The organism is Lacinutrix sp. 5H-3-7-4, assembly GCF_000211855.2.
GTDB lineage: Bacteria > Bacteroidota > Bacteroidia > Flavobacteriales > Flavobacteriaceae > Lacinutrix.
On the sequence record NC_015638.1, the window covers coordinates 1,691,257 to 1,707,312 of the forward strand.

General features: G+C 30.8%; 17 protein-coding genes. 6 read left to right on the forward strand and 11 right to left on the reverse strand.

What is annotated here, in order from left to right:
* Positions 1–20: 20 nt before the first annotated feature.
* Both fabD and lspA read left to right on the forward strand, forming a co-directional pair.
* Complete coding sequence (fabD, locus tag LACAL_RS07470) at positions 21–914, forward strand: ACP S-malonyltransferase (protein ID WP_013870114.1); 894 nt, start codon at positions 21–23, stop codon at positions 912–914.
* 2 nt (positions 915–916) lie between these two features.
* Positions 917–1,402, forward strand: coding sequence for a signal peptidase II (lspA, locus tag LACAL_RS07475; RefSeq protein ID WP_013870115.1), 486 nt, complete (start codon positions 917–919; stop codon positions 1,400–1,402).
* A 34-nt stretch (positions 1,403–1,436) separates the two neighbouring features.
* On the opposite strand, the gene LACAL_RS07480 is transcribed toward lspA, so the two are convergent.
* The 4 genes from LACAL_RS07480 to LACAL_RS07495 form a co-directional block, all read right to left on the reverse strand.
* Positions 1,437–1,628, reverse strand: a complete 192-nt coding sequence (locus LACAL_RS07480) for a hypothetical protein (protein ID WP_013870116.1) — start codon at positions 1,626–1,628, stop codon at positions 1,437–1,439.
* Between the two features lie 164 nt (positions 1,629–1,792).
* On the reverse strand, positions 1,793–3,070 hold the full coding sequence (locus LACAL_RS07485; protein WP_013870117.1) for an amidohydrolase family protein: 1,278 nt from the start codon (positions 3,068–3,070) through the stop codon (positions 1,793–1,795).
* A gap of 3 nt (positions 3,071–3,073) precedes the next feature.
* Positions 3,074–4,087, reverse strand: coding sequence for a UDP-glucose 4-epimerase GalE (galE, locus tag LACAL_RS07490; protein ID WP_013870118.1), 1,014 nt, complete (start codon positions 4,085–4,087; stop codon positions 3,074–3,076).
* A gap of 160 nt (positions 4,088–4,247) precedes the next feature.
* The gene (locus LACAL_RS07495) at positions 4,248–5,405 is read right to left on the reverse strand and encodes a DegT/DnrJ/EryC1/StrS aminotransferase family protein (RefSeq protein ID WP_041301370.1); all 1,158 of its coding nucleotides are present in this window, start codon (positions 5,403–5,405) and stop codon (positions 4,248–4,250) included.
* 69 nt (positions 5,406–5,474) lie between these two features.
* Here LACAL_RS07495 and LACAL_RS07500 point away from each other — a divergent pair, with 69 nt between their 5' ends.
* The 3 genes from LACAL_RS07500 (at position 5,475) to LACAL_RS07510 (ending at position 7,970) form a co-directional block, all read left to right on the forward strand.
* On the forward strand, positions 5,475–6,710 hold the full coding sequence (locus LACAL_RS07500; protein WP_041301801.1) for a 3-deoxy-D-manno-octulosonic acid transferase: 1,236 nt from the start codon (positions 5,475–5,477) through the stop codon (positions 6,708–6,710).
* Positions 6,711–6,817: 107 nt separating this feature from the next.
* Positions 6,818–7,087, forward strand: coding sequence for a hypothetical protein (locus tag LACAL_RS07505; RefSeq protein ID WP_013870121.1), 270 nt, complete (start codon positions 6,818–6,820; stop codon positions 7,085–7,087).
* 73 nt (positions 7,088–7,160) lie between these two features.
* Positions 7,161–7,970: a DNA/RNA non-specific endonuclease gene (locus tag LACAL_RS07510; protein ID WP_041301373.1), complete on the forward strand. Its 810-nt coding sequence runs from the start codon at positions 7,161–7,163 to the stop codon at positions 7,968–7,970.
* A 7-nt stretch (positions 7,971–7,977) separates the two neighbouring features.
* Here LACAL_RS07510 and LACAL_RS07515 read toward each other — a convergent pair whose 3' ends face one another.
* From LACAL_RS07515 to gcvP, 4 genes are all read right to left on the reverse strand, one after another.
* Complete coding sequence (locus LACAL_RS07515; protein ID WP_013870123.1) at positions 7,978–8,829, reverse strand: glycosyltransferase family 2 protein; 852 nt, start codon at positions 8,827–8,829, stop codon at positions 7,978–7,980.
* Positions 8,830–8,835: 6 nt separating this feature from the next.
* Entirely contained in the window at positions 8,836–9,741 is a 906-nt protein-coding gene (locus LACAL_RS07520; protein ID WP_013870124.1) for an FkbM family methyltransferase, read from the reverse strand.
* Between the two features lie 37 nt (positions 9,742–9,778).
* Entirely contained in the window at positions 9,779–10,837 is a 1,059-nt protein-coding gene (locus LACAL_RS07525) for a 3-oxoacyl-ACP synthase III family protein (RefSeq protein WP_013870125.1), read from the reverse strand.
* 193 nt (positions 10,838–11,030) lie between these two features.
* Positions 11,031–13,874 carry an aminomethyl-transferring glycine dehydrogenase gene (gene gcvP, locus LACAL_RS07530; protein WP_013870126.1) on the reverse strand — a complete coding sequence of 948 codons (2,844 nt, stop codon included), beginning with the start codon at positions 13,872–13,874 and terminating at the stop codon, positions 11,031–11,033.
* 120 nt (positions 13,875–13,994) lie between these two features.
* On the opposite strand from gcvP, the gene LACAL_RS07535 reads away from it, so the two are divergent.
* Complete coding sequence (locus tag LACAL_RS07535; protein ID WP_013870127.1) at positions 13,995–14,825, forward strand: membrane protein; 831 nt, start codon at positions 13,995–13,997, stop codon at positions 14,823–14,825.
* Here LACAL_RS07535 and LACAL_RS07540 read toward each other — a convergent pair.
* Genes LACAL_RS07540 through LACAL_RS07550 form a run of 3 tightly spaced genes read right to left on the reverse strand, consistent with a single transcriptional unit; the run spans position 14,805 to position 16,056 of the window.
* Positions 14,805–15,059: a hypothetical protein gene (locus tag LACAL_RS07540; RefSeq protein WP_013870128.1), complete on the reverse strand. Its 255-nt coding sequence runs from the start codon at positions 15,057–15,059 to the stop codon at positions 14,805–14,807. The two genes, LACAL_RS07535 and LACAL_RS07540, sit on opposite strands and share 21 nt — an antisense overlap.
* A gap of 1 nt (position 15,060) precedes the next feature.
* The gene (locus LACAL_RS07545; protein ID WP_013870129.1) at positions 15,061–15,615 is read right to left on the reverse strand and encodes a sigma-70 family RNA polymerase sigma factor; all 555 of its coding nucleotides are present in this window, start codon (positions 15,613–15,615) and stop codon (positions 15,061–15,063) included.
* Positions 15,616–15,660: 45 nt separating this feature from the next.
* Positions 15,661–16,056: a hypothetical protein gene (locus tag LACAL_RS07550; protein ID WP_013870130.1), complete on the reverse strand. Its 396-nt coding sequence runs from the start codon at positions 16,054–16,056 to the stop codon at positions 15,661–15,663.

Consider the following 16,056-nt stretch of genomic DNA (forward strand, 5'->3'; position numbering starts at 1 on the left):
TGCCTTTCAAAATGAAACAGATGAAAGCATATATATTTCCAGGTCAAGGCGCTCAATTCTCAGGAATGGGTTTAGATTTATACGAAAACTCTCCAGAAGCACAACATTTATTTGAAGATGCTAATAGTATTTTAGGTTTTAATATTACAGATGTAATGTTTGAAGGTACTGCTGAAGCTTTAAAACAAACCAAAGTAACACAACCAGCAATATTTTTACACTCAGTAATTTTAGCAAAAACATTAGGAGAGAATTTTAAGCCAGATATGGTTGCAGGTCACTCTTTAGGTGAATTCTCTGCATTAGTAGCTAACGGAGCTTTAACATTTCAAGATGGTTTACGTTTAGTGTCACAACGTGCTTTAGCAATGCAAAAAGCTTGTGAGATACAGCCAAGTACAATGGCGGCAGTTTTAGGTTTAGAAGATAGCGTGGTTGAAAATATTTGTGCAGAAACTGAAGGCGTTGTAGTAGCGGCAAACTATAATTGTCCAGGACAACTAGTTATTTCTGGTGAAATTGAAGCTATAAATAAAGCATGTGAAAGCATGAAGGCAGCAGGAGCAAGGCGTGGATTAGTATTGCCAGTTGGTGGCGCTTTTCACTCACCAATGATGGAGCCTGCTCGCGAAGAATTAGCAGCAGCTATAGAAAACACAACATTTAGTAAGCCTAATTGCCCAATATACCAAAACGTAACAGCAAACGCTGTTATTAATGAATCTGAAATTAAGGCTAATTTAATTTCGCAATTAACAGCTCCTGTGCGTTGGACACAATCTGTAGAACAAATGATTACAGACGGTGCAACTTTATTTACAGAAGTTGGTCCAGGAAAAGTATTACAAGGTTTAGTAAAGAAAATTAATAGAGCATCTGAAACGGCTTCTGCAACCTTTGAAAGCGCTTCATAATTATGAAAAACAATAGAACGCTTTTTATTACAATTTTAATTGTTGTTAACATTGCTTTAGATCAAATTTCTAAATTTTGGGTGAGAGCTAATATTCCTGCGGGTAGTAGATCTGAGATTTTAGGTGAGTATTTTACACTTCATAATGTTGAAAATACAGGAGCCTTTTTAGGTTTAGGGAGTGATTTTAATCCTGTTTTAAAAATAATTTTACTCAACGTACTTCCTGTTGTGGTGCTAACATTAGTACTCTTTCATATATTTAGAGACAAAACCTTAGATAAATTTTCGTTAATTGGTTTTTGCTGTATAATTGGTGGTGGTATAGCTAATTTATACGACAGAATTCTTTATGGACAAGTAACCGACTTTTGGCATATAGATTTAGGAGGTGTATTTAGAACCGGTATTTTTAATATTGCAGATGTTTCTGTAATGGTTGGAATGGGACTACTAATTCTTGGAAATTTTAAAAAGAAGAAAGCATAAAAAAACCGCGATATAATTATCGCGGTTTTTTTATTTATTTGGCTAAAATACAGTCTTCACAGTCTTTTATTTCGCCGTAATATGTTTCTCTATATTTGTGAATTGTTTTAATGGGAATGCCGAAAAAATGTTTCTTTACATAGGTTACATTGGCTTTTAATTCTCCCATTTTGGGTGCAAATCTGTTCTCTAATTTTGTTTTTCTTCTTACGCTAATCAGTTTCATAATATCTATTTCATTAAGTACAAAGTAATGAAGATATTAAACCAATCGCAAAATATAAATGTTAAGTATTTATTAATCAGCTATTTAATTTAAATATGATATTTATAAGTACATATTTTTAAGAATATGCCAATTAGAGTGGGCTTAGATTATCAAATCAATAACTAGTTTTTGTAAATTTTTCCTTCTTTCATTACAAAAACAACTGTTTCCATAGTGTTTATGTTTTCTACAGGATTATCATTAGTAGCAACAATATCTGCAATAAATCCTGCTTTAAGTTGTCCTAATTGGTTTTCCATTTTTAATATCATAGCGTTTGTTATAGTTGCACTTTGTATAGCTTCTATTGCAGGCATTCCTGCTTCTACCATATAGCCAAACTCTTTTGCATTATCACCATGATAAAAAACAGCAGCATCTGTGCCAAAGGCAATGCCTACACCAGCTTTGTAAGCGCGACCAAACATGTCTTGTATTTTTGGGCCAATATCTAAAGCTTTAGGTACTATAATTTCTGGATAATAATTTTTAATTTTTGCTTTATCTGAAACAAATTTACCAGCTGTAATAGTAGGCACTAAATAAACATCATGTTTTTTCATAAGTTCCATAGTCTCCTTACTCATTAAAGTACCGTGCTCTATAGTTTTAACGCCTCCTAAAACGGCACGTTGTATGCCTTCATCACCATGTGCGTGTGCAGCAACATGAAAGCCATAGTCTTTAGCGGTTTCACAAATAGCCTTGATTTCTTCTATGGTAAATTGTGGATTAGAGCCATTCTTAGCAACACTTAATACGCCACCTGTAGCGGTTATTTTTATTAAATCGGCACCATTTTTATAACGTTGTCGTACTGCTTTTTTTGCATCTTCAACACTATTTACTACGCCTTCTTTTGGTCCAGGATTTCCTGCTAAATCTCTACGGTAACCATTTGTTGGATCTGCGTGGCCACCAGTTGTAGCTAAAGATTTTTCAGCAGTAAAAATTCTTGGTCCAACAATTTTCCCTGATGCTATTGCTTTTTTTAAAGCTACATTTACACCAGAGCCACCTAAATCTCTTACGGTTGTAAAACCACTCATTAATGATGTTTTAGCGTAATTGGTTGATGTAAATGCTACATCTGCTTCATTTTGAGTAAAAACTTCTAGGTATTTTTTTGGGTTTGTTTCAGACTCTATGTGCACATGCATATCTATTAAGCCAGGCATTACCGTTTTAGTTTTTAAATCTATTATGGTATCGTTTGTATTTTCAGTTTTAATATAACCATCTACTATTGCTTTTATTTTTTGGCCAGATACAATTATAGTTTTTTGGGTTAAAACTTTTCCAGATTTAGTGTCTATTATTTTTCCGCAATGTAAATAGGTGTCTTGTGCAAAAGTTAAAGTAGAAAATAATAATGTAAAAATTAAAGCTAGTGTTTTCATAATTTATAGAGTTTGTTCCCATTTCCAGGCAGAAAGCATAGCATCATCTAATGACAGTTTAGCTTTCCATCCTAAAACGGTATTTGCTTTTGTTGTATTGGCATAGGCTTCGACAACATCACCGTCACGCCTGTCTACGATTTTGTAATTTAATTTTTGGTTAGATACACGCTCGAAGGATTGTATGACTTCTAATACTGAACTTCCTTTACCAGTTCCTAAGTTAAAAATTTCAAAATTAGTATCGTTTTTATTTTCTAGTAGTCGCTGCAATGCAATTACATGTGCTTTTGCTAAGTCTACTACATGTATGTAATCTCTTATACAAGTTCCATCTGGTGTTGGATAATTGTCTCCAAATACCGAAAGTTGTTCTCGTTTTCCTGCTGCTGTTTGTGTAATGTAAGGTACTAAATTTAAAGGAACACCTATTGGTAACTCGCCAATTTTAGAGCTTTGGTGGGCGCCAATTGGATTAAAATAACGTAAGGCAATGGCTTTAAAATTAGCATTGGATTTTGTTAAATCTTCTATAATAGCTTCGCCTATTTTTTTTGTATTACCATATGGTGATTCTGCAGGTTTTGTAGGTGCTAATTCTGTAATTGGCATACTATCTGCTTGACCGTAAACCGTGCATGAAGAGCTAAATATAAAATGAGATACTGCTTTTTTATTTAATTCTTGTAAAACGTAAACTAAACTATTAACATTGTTTTCGTAATAGGTTAATGGGCTTTTTACACTTTCTCCAACAGCTTTATATGCCGCAAAATGTATTACACCTACTATGTCTTGATGTTTTTTAAAAAAAGTTTTTGTTTGTTCTTTATTTTTTAAATCTAAATTTTCAAATTCTGGTGTGATACTAGTAATAGCAGTTATACCATTTAAAACATTTTCTGTAGCGTTAGATAAATTATCTATAATTATAACTTTGAATCCTGCATTTTGAAGTTCTACTACTGTATGTGAACCAATAAACCCTAATCCTCCGGTTACTAATATTTTTGACATGTTTTAAATTAAATCTTTGAATTAAATTAAATGTTTTGAGTTTGCGAGAAGGATGGAAACGGCATCCTTTTTTTAGCACTATTTTTTATGAAAAAATAGTGCTAAAAAAAGATATAGTGTACAGCCTGACTTTTGGCCGCTAAAAGCCAAAAGACTCGCCCTAATTATTATCTAAAAAATCGATAATTGTTTTAGTTATAAATGCTATTTGATCTGGCTCTAACTCTGTATGCATTGGTAACGAGATTACTTCTTTTACCAATTGGTTTGTTACTGTAAAATTTGCTTCATTATACCTTGAATCTAAATATGCTTTTTGTTTGTGCAATGGTATTGGATAGTAGACACCGCAAGGTATATTTTTGTTTTGTAAATGCTGTACTAAAGCGTCTCTGTCTGCATTTTTTATTTTTAATGTATACTGGTGAAAGACATGGCAGTCGCAAGTATCACAAACATAGTCGCAATTATTTACTGTTTTTGGTGTTATAATATTTGGGTGGTTTTGTAATGCTTTTGTGTATGCTCTGGCAGCGTCACGGCGTTTGTTGTTATAAATGTCTAAATGCGGTAGTTTTGCATTTAAGACTGCTGCTTGTATAGAGTCTAGTCTAGAGTTTACTCCAACGACATCATGGTGGTAACGTTTGTACATACCATGATTTACAATGCCTCGAATAATATGTGCTAGATCGTCGTTATTAGTAAAAATAGCGCCACCATCACCATAACAACCTAAGTTTTTTGATGGAAAAAATGAAGTTGAAGCAACATCTCCAATAGTTCCAGACATTACTTTCTCACCTTTAGAGTTTGTGTATTTTGCTCCAATGGCTTGAGCATTATCTTCTATTACATAGAGATTATGCTCTTTTGCAATTTGCATTATAGCTTCCATATTTGCACATTGCCCAAATAAATGTACTGGTACAATTGCTTTAGTTTTAGGAGTAATTGCTTTTTTTATTGCTTCTATATCTATATTAAAATTGTCTGGATCTACATCAACAAGAACTGGTGTTAAATTTAATAATGCAATAACTTCTACTGTTGCGGCAAATGTGAAATCTGCAGTTATAACTTCGTCACCAGGTTTTAAACCTAAACCCATCATGGCTATTTGTAAAGCATCTGTACCATTTGCACATGGTATTACATGTTTTACACCTAAATATTTTTCTAAATTTTCTTGAAATTCATGAACCTTTGGTCCATTTACAAAGGCAGTTGTTTCTAAAACTTCTTGAATAGAATCGTTAACCTCTTTTTTTATTTCTGCGTATTGACCTTTTAAGTCAACCATCTGTATTTTCTTCATAAAACGAATTTACAAAATTAGCTAATGCTATACAATGAATTATGTATTTTAGCACAAAGCATTTTTAAGTTGAATTTATTTTATACAATACTAATATACTTAGCCGATTTTGCACTAAAAGTTATAGCCTTTTTTAATAAAAAAATTAAACTAGGTATTGTTGGCCGTAAAGAAACGTTTAAATTATTAAAACATAATATTAAAGATACAGATGGAACTTTATGGTTTCATTGCGCGTCTTTAGGTGAATACGAACAAGGTTTGCCAATTTTTACTGAGCTAAGAAAAAACTATCCAAAGCATAAAATTGTGCTTTCGTTTTTTTCTCCGTCTGGCTATGAAATTAGAAAAAATGCACCTTTTGCAGATGTTGTAGTGTATTTACCTCTAGATACTATAAGTAATGCAAAACGTTTTTTAAATATTGTAAATCCAGAGTTAACTGTTTTTGTTAAGTATGAGATTTGGCCAAATTTTTTAAATGAACTTAAAAGAAGAAATCATAGAGCAATTTTAATTTCGGCTGTATTTAGAGAAAATCAGTCGTTTTTTAAATGGTATGGTAAGCATACAAGAAAGGCTTTATTTGCTTTTGAGCATATTTTTACTCAAAACGAAAAGTCTAAAAAACTTTTAGAATTAATTAATTATAATACTGTAACGGTTTCTGGAGATACACGTTTTGATCGGGTGTTTAACCAACTAGAGCAAGATAATATTGTAGATTTTGTTTCTAAATTTAAAGGAGATAATTTATGTGTGGTTGTAGGTAGTTCGTGGCCTGAGGATGAAAAACTTTTGGTTGATTATATAAATAATCATGCTAATAAAAGTACAAAGTTTATTATTGCACCACATAATATTAAAACAACACAAATTGAAAGTTTAAAACAAAGCATTACCAAAAGTTGTGTGTTGTTTACAGAGAAAAAAGACAATACTATAGAAAATTACCAAGTGCTAATTTTAAATACCATTGGTTTACTAACAAAAATATATAGTTATGCAGATATTGCATATGTAGGTGGAGCAATGGGTACAACAGGTTTGCATAATACATTAGAAGCCGCAGTTTTTGGTGTGCCAATTATTATTGGAAAAAATCATGAAAAGTTTCCAGAAGCTCAAGCCATGATTAATATAGAAGGTCTTGTGTCTATAACAGATAAAGAAAGTTTAAAGTATTATTTAAATCTTTTTATTAAAAATGAAACAAAACGTAGGCAATATGGAGATAACAATAAGGATTTTATAAAAAATAATAAAGGAGCCGTAGTCCAAATATTAGATTATTTACGTATTTAAACTAAAACATAAAAGTCGAAAATAAATTTAAAATGTTAATTTTTTTTATTTTATATGAATCAAAATGTTAAATTTGTTTCGATTAATAACTTAAACTTAAAAAACCAATGAAAAAATTAGTATTAAGCTCAGCTTTATTATTAGCATTAGCAGTTTCTTTTACATCTTGTAGAGAAGAAAATAAAAATGATGCAGAAGATGCAATGGAAAATGCAGAACAAACAATTGAAAATGCAGCTGAAGAAACAGAAGAAGCAGTAGAAGATGGATTTGAAGCAGCAGGAGAAGCTATTGATAATGCAGTAGAAGAAACTGAAGAAGCAGGAGAAGCTGTTGAAGAGGCTGTTGAAGAAGCAACTGATGATGACAACAACTAATTAGAATTTTCTAATAGATTTAAAAAGCCCAATCAAGAGATTGGGCTTTTTTATTTATATTGACATTTTAAATATGTCTAAAAAAACAACATACTCCATTTTAACAGCATTAATTTTAATTGCTGTTTACTCATTTAATTTATATTCTGAGAAACAAGCACAACAAGAAGTTGTAAACACAGGTAAAAAAGTAAAATCGAATACTAATGAATATTTTTTGCCAACAAGTACAACAGGACAAGTGGTGCATCATGATGGGTATTCATTATCTTATAGTGAGCTTCACGAACAGGCTGAATGGGTTGCTTACGAATTAAAAAAATCACATTTAAGTAACACAAATTTTAAACGTCCTTATTTTGAAATAGATAATGCTGTAAAAACAAAAGCAGCACATTGGAGAAATTATAAAAAATCGGGTTACGACCGCGGACACCTTTGTCCTGCTGGTGATAGAAAATATAGTAAAGCTGCACATGATGAAACATTTTTAACAAGTAATATTTCACCACAAAAGCATAATTTTAATGCAGGTGTTTGGAATAGGCTAGAACAAAAAGTACGTTATTGGGCGAGTAAATATAATGGAGTATTTGTGGTCTCTGGAGGAATTTTAAAAGGAAAAATGAAAACTATTGGAGATGAAAAAGTTGCGGTGCCTAATCAATTTTATAAAATAGTTATCGATAATAATAATGGTAAAACAAAAATGTTGGCGTTTTTAATGAATCATGAAGCTTCAAATTTACCATTGTATAAATTTGTTGTTCCTGTTGATACTATAGAAAAATTAACTGGTATAGATTTTTTTGCAGAATTAGACGATAATATAGAAAATAGTCTGGAAGCTTCAGGTAGTTTTAAAAACTGGAGTTTTAAATAATTTAAACTTATAGTCCTAGTTTGTTTTTTACACCATTCCAACGTAAGTTTCTTATAAATACGCCTTGATCTTCTGTAACCAAAGGTTGTGTGTTATTCTGTTTAGCTTTTAAATATCCTAAAACTGTATTTTTAAAATAAGAAAAACTACGTTTGCTAATGGCACTTTTTAAGGCAGAAAGTATGGTTAATGCAATTCCAAAACGCATTTTGTATAATGCTTCACCTTGCAAATATTTACTGCTTTTGTGGTAGGTTTTTCCAGTAGGTTTTAAATGTTTTACGTGTAGAGATTTATCTGTTTTAATAGTCCATCCATAATATTGAGCTAGCAAAACATCCATTGTGTCCCAACCAATACTTTGTTTTAAGCCACCAATAGCATTAAAGCAAGCTTTTTTATAAGCTTTAAAAGGACCACGAACGTGGTTTTTAGACGCGATAGTCTCGTATACCCATTGATTATTTTTTTCTATATATGCTAGTCCACCAGCAATACCAACCTTACTATTAGATTTAAAAAGAGAAATTATAGATTCTAAATAGTTCTCTGGTAAAATAATATCTGCATCAAACTTGCAAACAACATCGTAAGCATCATCTAATGTTTCTAAACCTTTGTAAAATGCATTTATTACTTTGCTTCCTGGGATATGTTGACTTGAAGATTTAATTTTAATAGATTGAATCCATTTGTTTTGTGCTGAAAAATCATCAATTATTTCATCTGTTTTGTCTGTAGAATTATCATTTACTACCACGACCTTTTCAGGTAAAACAGTTTGATTAACTAAAGAGTTAAGCATTAAGCCAATGCAATCTTCTTCGTTATGTGCAGGTATTACAATGTAAATTTTCATTTGATTTTAAATCACAAATTTCTCTATTAAATTTACTTTTGAAGGCGGAACAAAAAAGCAATTTCTAATGCCATTATCTTTTGTTCTTTTAATTGAGTTAACTTTTATCAATCCCTTTTTACTATGGTTGTAAAATGAATAATTTAAACTTGAAAATAAATTATTTAATTCAGTTTCGGTTGTGTTAAAAAGTGTTTCGCAAATAATTATGGGTTGATGTTTTTTTATGCTGTCTAAACCAGATTTTAAAATATCTGTCTCTGTACCTTCGGTATCTAGTTTAATTAAATCTACAGTGTTTAAATGTTTTAACTTAATAAAGTTGTCTAAAGTATCTGCAGAAACACTGTTTTTTATAAAGTTTCGTGATGTTTTTTTTGTGCCTGCATTGCCTTCTCCAGCTAGATTATATTTTAAATATTTGTATTTCAAGCTCTCAACTTCATAAAAATCAATATTACCTTTTGTATTGGATAATGCTAAATCTACTGCAGAGATTTGATTTTTAAAATTATTAATTTTAATATTTTTATTTAAATAAAACTTTGGGCCATAAGCTGGCTCAAAAGCATAAACATTAATTTTTGGGTTTACTTTTGCTGCTAATAAAGAGTAAAAACCAATGTTTGCACCAATGTCTAAAAAACTATTAGTTTCTTTTGCTAAGGTTTCAAATATTTGAGCATATTCAAAATTTTTATAACCATTCCAATAAAGTAATTGTGTTATAAAACTGGTTTGATTTGTTGCTAATTTTAATTTTCCAGCTGTTGTGTTTAAAGTAATTATTCCGCTTGGAGGTATTTTAATTTTAGATTTAAAAATGGTATTAAAAGCATAATTAAAATTTCTTAAAATATAATTTATGCCACTGTTATAAATTGTTTTGTAAATAATTTGTGCTAACGTCATTACTTGAAATTACTTTATAACTATAGTGACTCTAAAATTAATACTTATAAATTATGCAATTAATATGCATGCCGCTACCAACACTAGCTAGAATTATAATGTCACCTTTTTCTATTTTCTGATTTTCTAATTTATTATTTCTAATTAAATCTAGAAGTGTAGGTACAGTTGCTACAGAGCTGTTGCCAAGTTTATGAATACTCATTGGCATTACACCTTTTGGAACAGGTGTTTTGTATAGTCTATAAAAACGGTTTATAATGGCTTCATCCATTTTTTCATTAGCTTGATGTATTAATATTTTCTTTACATCTTTTATGTTTATACCGCTTTTGTCTAAGCAGTTTTTCATTGCGTTAGGAACATTAGTTAAGGCAAATTCGTAAATTTTTCGACCTAACATTTTTATATAACGCGTGTCTTTATCTAGTTCTTGATTGTTAGATTTTCCAAAGAATAAATAATATGCTTCGTCGTAAGTGTAGCTTGCTGTTTCATGAGCTAAAATACCGCCGTTATCATCAGTGCTTTCTATAATTGTAGCTCCAGCACCATCGCTATAAATCATAGAATCTCGATCGTGTTTATCCACTACTCTAGAAAGTGTTTCGCTTCCTATTACTAAACATTTTTTAGCAATTCCAGATTTTATAAAAGCATTAGCTTGTATAACGCCTTCAATCCATCCTGGGCACCCAAATAAAATATCGTAAGCGACACATTTTGGGTTTTTAATACGTAAACTGTGTTTTACTCTTGAGGCTAAACATGGTAAAACATCGGTTTGAATAGTGTCATGTTTTACGTCTCCAAAATTATGAGCAACAATAATATAGTCTAAAGTTTCTGGATCTATATTGGCATCTGCAATTGCTTTTTGAGCAGCTAAAAAAGCCAAATCTGAAGAGTCTAGATTAGGCTCTGCATATCGTCTTTCGGCAATACCAGTAATAGCTTTAAATTTTTCGACTATAACCTCGTTTGGATGCTCTATAATTGAGCCATCTACATTTAAAAATGTATGTTGATGAAAATTTTCGTTTTTTTCTATAGTATCAGGAATATAACTTCCTGTTCCTGTAATTTTTATTGCCATGATAGGTTGCTATTTATCAATATCTGTTGCTAAACTAATTAATTATAGAGTAGAGTAGTGTTTGATTTTGATATAATTGTGTTTTTTTAGTCGTTTTTCTTTAAAAAAGGCTCTAAATTTAACTAAAAATAAAAAAGTCTTTACCAAAATAACGATAAAGACTTTTTTTAAGTATACTATTTTTTAATATATATTACATATAATCTTCAATAGGAGCACAAGTGCAAATTAAATTTCTATCACCATAAGCATCGTCTACACGACGAACGCTAGGCCAAAATTTAGAATCTTTAACGTATTCTAACGGAAAAGCCGCTGCTTCTCTTGAGTATGGTAAACTCCACTCATCACTTGTTACCATAGCCATTGTATGTGGCGCATTTTTTAAAATATTGTTAGGCTCATCTTTATCTGCGGCATCAATTTCTTTTCTAATAGAAATCATGGCATCACAAAAACGATCCATTTCTGCTTTGCTTTCACTTTCTGTAGGCTCAATCATCATGGTTCCTGCAACTGGAAATGAAACTGTTGGTGCGTGAAAGCCATAGTCCATTAAACGTTTTGCAATATCTACAACCTCAATGCCTTTAGCTTTAAAGTCACGACAATCAATAATCATTTCGTGAGCAGCTCTACCTTTTTCTCCAGAATATAAAGTAGAATATGACCCTTTTAAACGCTCTTTAATATAGTTTGCGTTTAAAATAGCTACTTCTGTTGCTTTTTTAAGTCCTTTAGATCCTAGCATTTTAATGTAGCCATAAGAAATTAAGCAAGCTAAAGCAGAACCATAAGGTGCAGCAGATATAGCCGAAATGGCTTGGTGTCCTCCAGTTTTTATTATTGGACTTCCAGGTAAAAAAGGTACTAATTGCTCTGCAACGCAAATTGGTCCAACTCCTGGTCCGCCACCGCCATGAGGAATAGCGAATGTTTTATGTAAGTTTAAATGGCAAACATCTGCTCCAATATTTCCAGGGTTAGTTAAGCCAACCTGAGCATTCATATTTGCTCCATCCATATAAACTTGGCCACCATTATCATGTATAATTTTTGTGATGTCTTTTATTGCAGATTCATAAACACCATGAGTAGATGGATATGTTACCATTAAGGCAGATAAATTATCTTTATGTAATTCTGCTTTTTTTCTTAAATCATCAACATCAATATTTCCATTTTCTGAAGCTTTAGTAACTACAACCTTCATTCCTGCCATTACAGCACTCGCAGGATTTGTACCGTGAGCAGATGATGGTATTAAACAAATGTTTCTATGGTGATCTCCTCGAGATTCATGATATGCTTTTATTACCATTAATCCTGCAAATTCTCCTTGAGCACCAGAGTTTGGTTGTAATGATGTTGCTGCAAAACCAGTAATTTCTGTAAGTTGATTTTCAAGAGCGTTTAACATCAATTTGTAGCCTCTAGGTTGATTTTGTGGTACAAATGGATGAATACTTCCCCAATTTGTTGAACTTAATGGAAGCATTTCGGCAGCAGCATTAAGTTTCATTGTACAAGAACCTAAAGAAATCATAGAGTGATTTAATGCTAAATCTTTGCGTTCTAAATTTTTAATGTAACGCATTAATTCAGTTTCAGAATGGTAGGTGTTAAAAACATCTACTTTTAAGAAATCTGATTCTCTTTTTAAGTGATTAGGAATGGTTTTATTAGATTCTAAAACTTCAATTTTATCTGTTGTATTTTCTGTAACCGTTTCAAAAATTGAAATAATTTCATTTAAATCTGAAATTGAAGTAGTTTCATTTATAGAAATAGTGACAGTGTTAGTATCCGGGTAATGGAAATTTACTTCTTTCTTTTCAGCTTCAAATTTAATTTTAACAGCATCAGCTTTTATTTGAATTGTATCAAAATAATGCGTGTTTGTTTGTTCTAAGCCTAAATTTTCTAATGCTTTTGCTAAAGTAGACGCTGCATTTTTAATTTTATCTGCAATAAAAGTTAAGCCTTTTGGGCCATGATATACAGCATACATACCAGCCATAACAGCTAAAAGTACTTGAGCAGTACAAATGTTAGATGTAGCTTTGTCACGTTTAATATGTTGCTCGCGTGTTTGTAATGCCATACGTAAAGCTCTGTTACCGTTAACATCTTTAGTCACACCAATAATACGACCAGGGACATCACGCTTATAAGCTTCTTTAGTTGCAAAATAAGCCGCATGTGGTCCACCAAATCCCATTGGTATTCCAAAACGTTGTGTTGTACCAACTACAACATCTGCACCAAATTTTCCTGGAGCTTCAAGTTTTGCTAAGCTTAAAATATCTGCAGCAACTGCCACTTTTATATTTTTTTCGTTTGCTTTTTCTATAAAAGATTTAATATCTGTTATTTGTCCGTTTTTACCAGGGTATTGAAGTAAAGCACCAAAATATTCATTAGATAAATTGTAATCTGCTTCATTACCAATTGTTAATTCTATTCCAATTGGGTTGGCTCTAGTTTCTAATAAATCTATAGTTTGTGGTAATACTAAATCTGAAACAAAAAACTTATTAACTTTAGCTTTCTTTTGTTCGCGGCTTCTAAGTGCAAATAGCATTCCCATAGCTTCTGCAGCAGCAGTACTTTCGTCTAATAAAGATGCGTTTGCAATTTCCATACCTGTTAAATCAATAACCATGGTCTGGAAATTTAATAAAGCTTCTAAGCGACCTTGAGCAATTTCTGCTTGATATGGAGTGTAAGCTGTATACCAACCTGGATTTTCTAGTATGTTACGTTGTATAACAGCAGGTAAAATAGTTGGGTGATACCCTAAACCTATGTAGGTTTTATATATTTTATTTAGTTTAGATAACTCGTTTATATGAGAAGAATATTCAAACTCGCTCATAGCAGCATCTAAATCTAAGTCATTTTTTAATCGAATATCATCTGGAACAGTCTCGTTTATAAGTTGCTCTATAGAATCTACACCAATAGTTTTTAGCATTTGGTTTTGATCGTTTTCTCTTGGCCCAATATGGCGCAATGCAAAAGAGGTTGTATTCATGTATAAATTAGTTGTGTTTATTTTTGCAAAAATACTGAAAACTTAAAGTATAATTATTTAAAAAAATGAAAGTTTTTAACCAAATTATATGGTTATGAACAGTTTGCTTAACTTTGTTTAATGCGAATAATTAAACAGCTTTTTGATTTTTACTTAAACAGTAGTATTCACGTGGCTTTAGCTGTTTGTGCTTTAAGTTGGATTAGCTTGATAGAGTTCAACATTATTTATGATGAAACTATACTACATTTTAACTTTTTTGCTACAATAACAGGTTACAATTTTGTAAAGTATTTTGGTGTTGCTAAATTTCACCATAGAAGTTTAACTAAAGCATTAAAAAAAATTCAAATTTTTTCGTTTTTAAGCTTTGTAATGTTATGCTTTTTTGCTGTAAAATTACCTTTAAAAACACTTGTCTATATTTTAATATTTGGTGTTATTACCTTTTTATATGCTATACCGTTTATACCTAAAAATCTATATTTAGATAGCCAGCAAAACTTAAGAGATATTAGCGGTGTAAAAGTTTATATAATTGCTATGGTGTGGGTTGGTGTAACTGTTTTTATTCCGTTTTTAAATAACGAAGTTAATTTAACCACAGATGTTTATATAGGTGCTGTACAGCGTTTTTTATTTGTTGTAGTTTTAATGTTGCCGTTTGAAATTAGAGACTTAAAGTTTGATAGTTTAAGGTTGGCAACTATACCACAAAAAATAGGAGTGAAGTATACTAAAATACTTGGTTTGTTTCTTTTATTGTTATTTTTTATTTTAAATTATTTTAAAGATTTTATAGATGTAAAATCTTTGTTTATTTATGGAGTTGTAAGTATTTTGACTTTGTTTTTTTTAATAGCCTCTAATAAAAAAAGGAGCTATTATTTTAGCTCCTTTTGGGTTGAAAGTATACCGATAATTTGGTTACTAATTATTTTGTTTAGCTAATTCTTTTTCGAAAGTAGCTTGTATTTTTGATTTTTCTGATGCTTGTAACTTTACATTTTTCTTTTTAAATAATTTTGTGAGTTTAGCATTTTTTTTAGTGTATTTTCTACATGCTGCACAAAAAATTAAATGGAGGTTTAATTTAATTTTATCTAAAAAAGTAGCTTCTTTATACTGCGATTTGTCGCAAGTATGGTTTGCCTCTTCACAACTTAAAAATAATTTATTACTCATTTTAAAACCAATTTTTTTCAAGACAACCAGCCATAGCAGTTCGTGCTCTGTGAATGATTACCCATAGGTTAGACGCAGTAATATTCAATTCATTACAAATAGCTTCGGTGTCATAATTTAATATAGTTTTCATTTCGAAAACCTGAGCTTGTTTTGCTGGCAATTTTTCTAAACAGTTATTTATAGCAATGCCTAATTCTGAGTTTTCTATAGAGTCTTCAGCTGTTTTATCAAAAGGATCTGCTACACGTTCTTCTAGCCAATCACCTTCAGTTTCTGTATCGTTATTGTAAGTCATTCTAACTTCGGCTTTGCCTTTATTAGAATTAATTTTTCGATAGTAATCTATAATTTTTCGTTTTAAAATTGAAATTAGCCACGTACGTTCGCTAGCTTCACCTTTAAAGTTTTTCATAGATTTTAATCCTGCTAAAAACGTTTCGGACACTAAATCTTGTGCCATATCTCTATCGCTTACTCGAGAAACTGTATAGTTAAATAAGTAATCACTGTATAAAGTAATCCATTGATTTGGATCTATTTTGTGATTTGGCATTAGTTAGAATTTTTTTCAAAAGTAAATAAAATTATTTTTAATTAACTATTTAAAGAATATCATTAAAAATATTGTACTAAAGTAAAGCCATACAAAAGAGAAGAATATATGTACTATTGTTTCAAACATTTTGCCTTTCCATAGTTTTACTGAATAAACAAAAAATTGCATGAATGCTCTAATACTCCAAAAAACACCTAATCCTAACGCTAATTTGTTTCCTAGTTTGGTTTCAATTATTTCTACTCCAGAGGTAAGGCATAGTAAACCCATTAAAAAAACGGTTAATGCAATAAAAAATGTATGCACGGTTACCATTTGTCTATTTATTAAACTCAAAGGCTTTAATTCTACTTTCCAATTAAAATATCTTGGAAATATTATATGGACTAATGCAAGTGCAATTAAAATTAAACCGATTATTTTTAAATGTAGTAACAT

What these genes read in the sequence shown, in the direction of transcription:
- LACAL_RS07545 (WP_013870129.1), bottom strand. Translation starts at nt 15,615, where the DNA reads ATGCCAAATCACAAAATAGATCCAAATCAATGGATTACTTTATACAGT.
- fabD (WP_013870114.1), top strand. Translation starts at nt 21, where the DNA reads ATGAAAGCATATATATTTCCAGGTCAAGGCGCTCAATTCTCAGGAATG.
- LACAL_RS07480 (WP_013870116.1), bottom strand. Translation starts at nt 1,628, where the DNA reads ATGAAACTGATTAGCGTAAGAAGAAAAACAAAATTAGAGAACAGATTT.
- LACAL_RS07540 (WP_013870128.1), bottom strand. Translation starts at nt 15,059, where the DNA reads ATGAGTAATAAATTATTTTTAAGTTGTGAAGAGGCAAACCATACTTGC.
- LACAL_RS07485 (WP_013870117.1), bottom strand. Translation starts at nt 3,070, where the DNA reads ATGAAAACACTAGCTTTAATTTTTACATTATTATTTTCTACTTTAACT.
- LACAL_RS07550 (WP_013870130.1), bottom strand. Translation starts at nt 16,056, where the DNA reads ATGTTACTACATTTAAAAATAATCGGTTTAATTTTAATTGCACTTGCA.
- galE (WP_013870118.1), bottom strand. Translation starts at nt 4,087, where the DNA reads ATGTCAAAAATATTAGTAACCGGAGGATTAGGGTTTATTGGTTCACAT.
- gcvP (WP_013870126.1), bottom strand. Translation starts at nt 13,874, where the DNA reads ATGAATACAACCTCTTTTGCATTGCGCCATATTGGGCCAAGAGAAAAC.
- LACAL_RS07495 (WP_041301370.1), bottom strand. Translation starts at nt 5,405, where the DNA reads ATGAAGAAAATACAGATGGTTGACTTAAAAGGTCAATACGCAGAAATA.
- lspA (WP_013870115.1), top strand. Translation starts at nt 917, where the DNA reads ATGAAAAACAATAGAACGCTTTTTATTACAATTTTAATTGTTGTTAAC.
- LACAL_RS07505 (WP_013870121.1), top strand. Translation starts at nt 6,818, where the DNA reads ATGAAAAAATTAGTATTAAGCTCAGCTTTATTATTAGCATTAGCAGTT.
- LACAL_RS07535 (WP_013870127.1), top strand. Translation starts at nt 13,995, where the DNA reads ATGCGAATAATTAAACAGCTTTTTGATTTTTACTTAAACAGTAGTATT.
- LACAL_RS07510 (WP_041301373.1), top strand. Translation starts at nt 7,161, where the DNA reads ATGTCTAAAAAAACAACATACTCCATTTTAACAGCATTAATTTTAATT.
- LACAL_RS07520 (WP_013870124.1), bottom strand. Translation starts at nt 9,741, where the DNA reads ATGACGTTAGCACAAATTATTTACAAAACAATTTATAACAGTGGCATA.
- LACAL_RS07515 (WP_013870123.1), bottom strand. Translation starts at nt 8,829, where the DNA reads ATGAAAATTTACATTGTAATACCTGCACATAACGAAGAAGATTGCATT.
- LACAL_RS07525 (WP_013870125.1), bottom strand. Translation starts at nt 10,837, where the DNA reads ATGGCAATAAAAATTACAGGAACAGGAAGTTATATTCCTGATACTATA.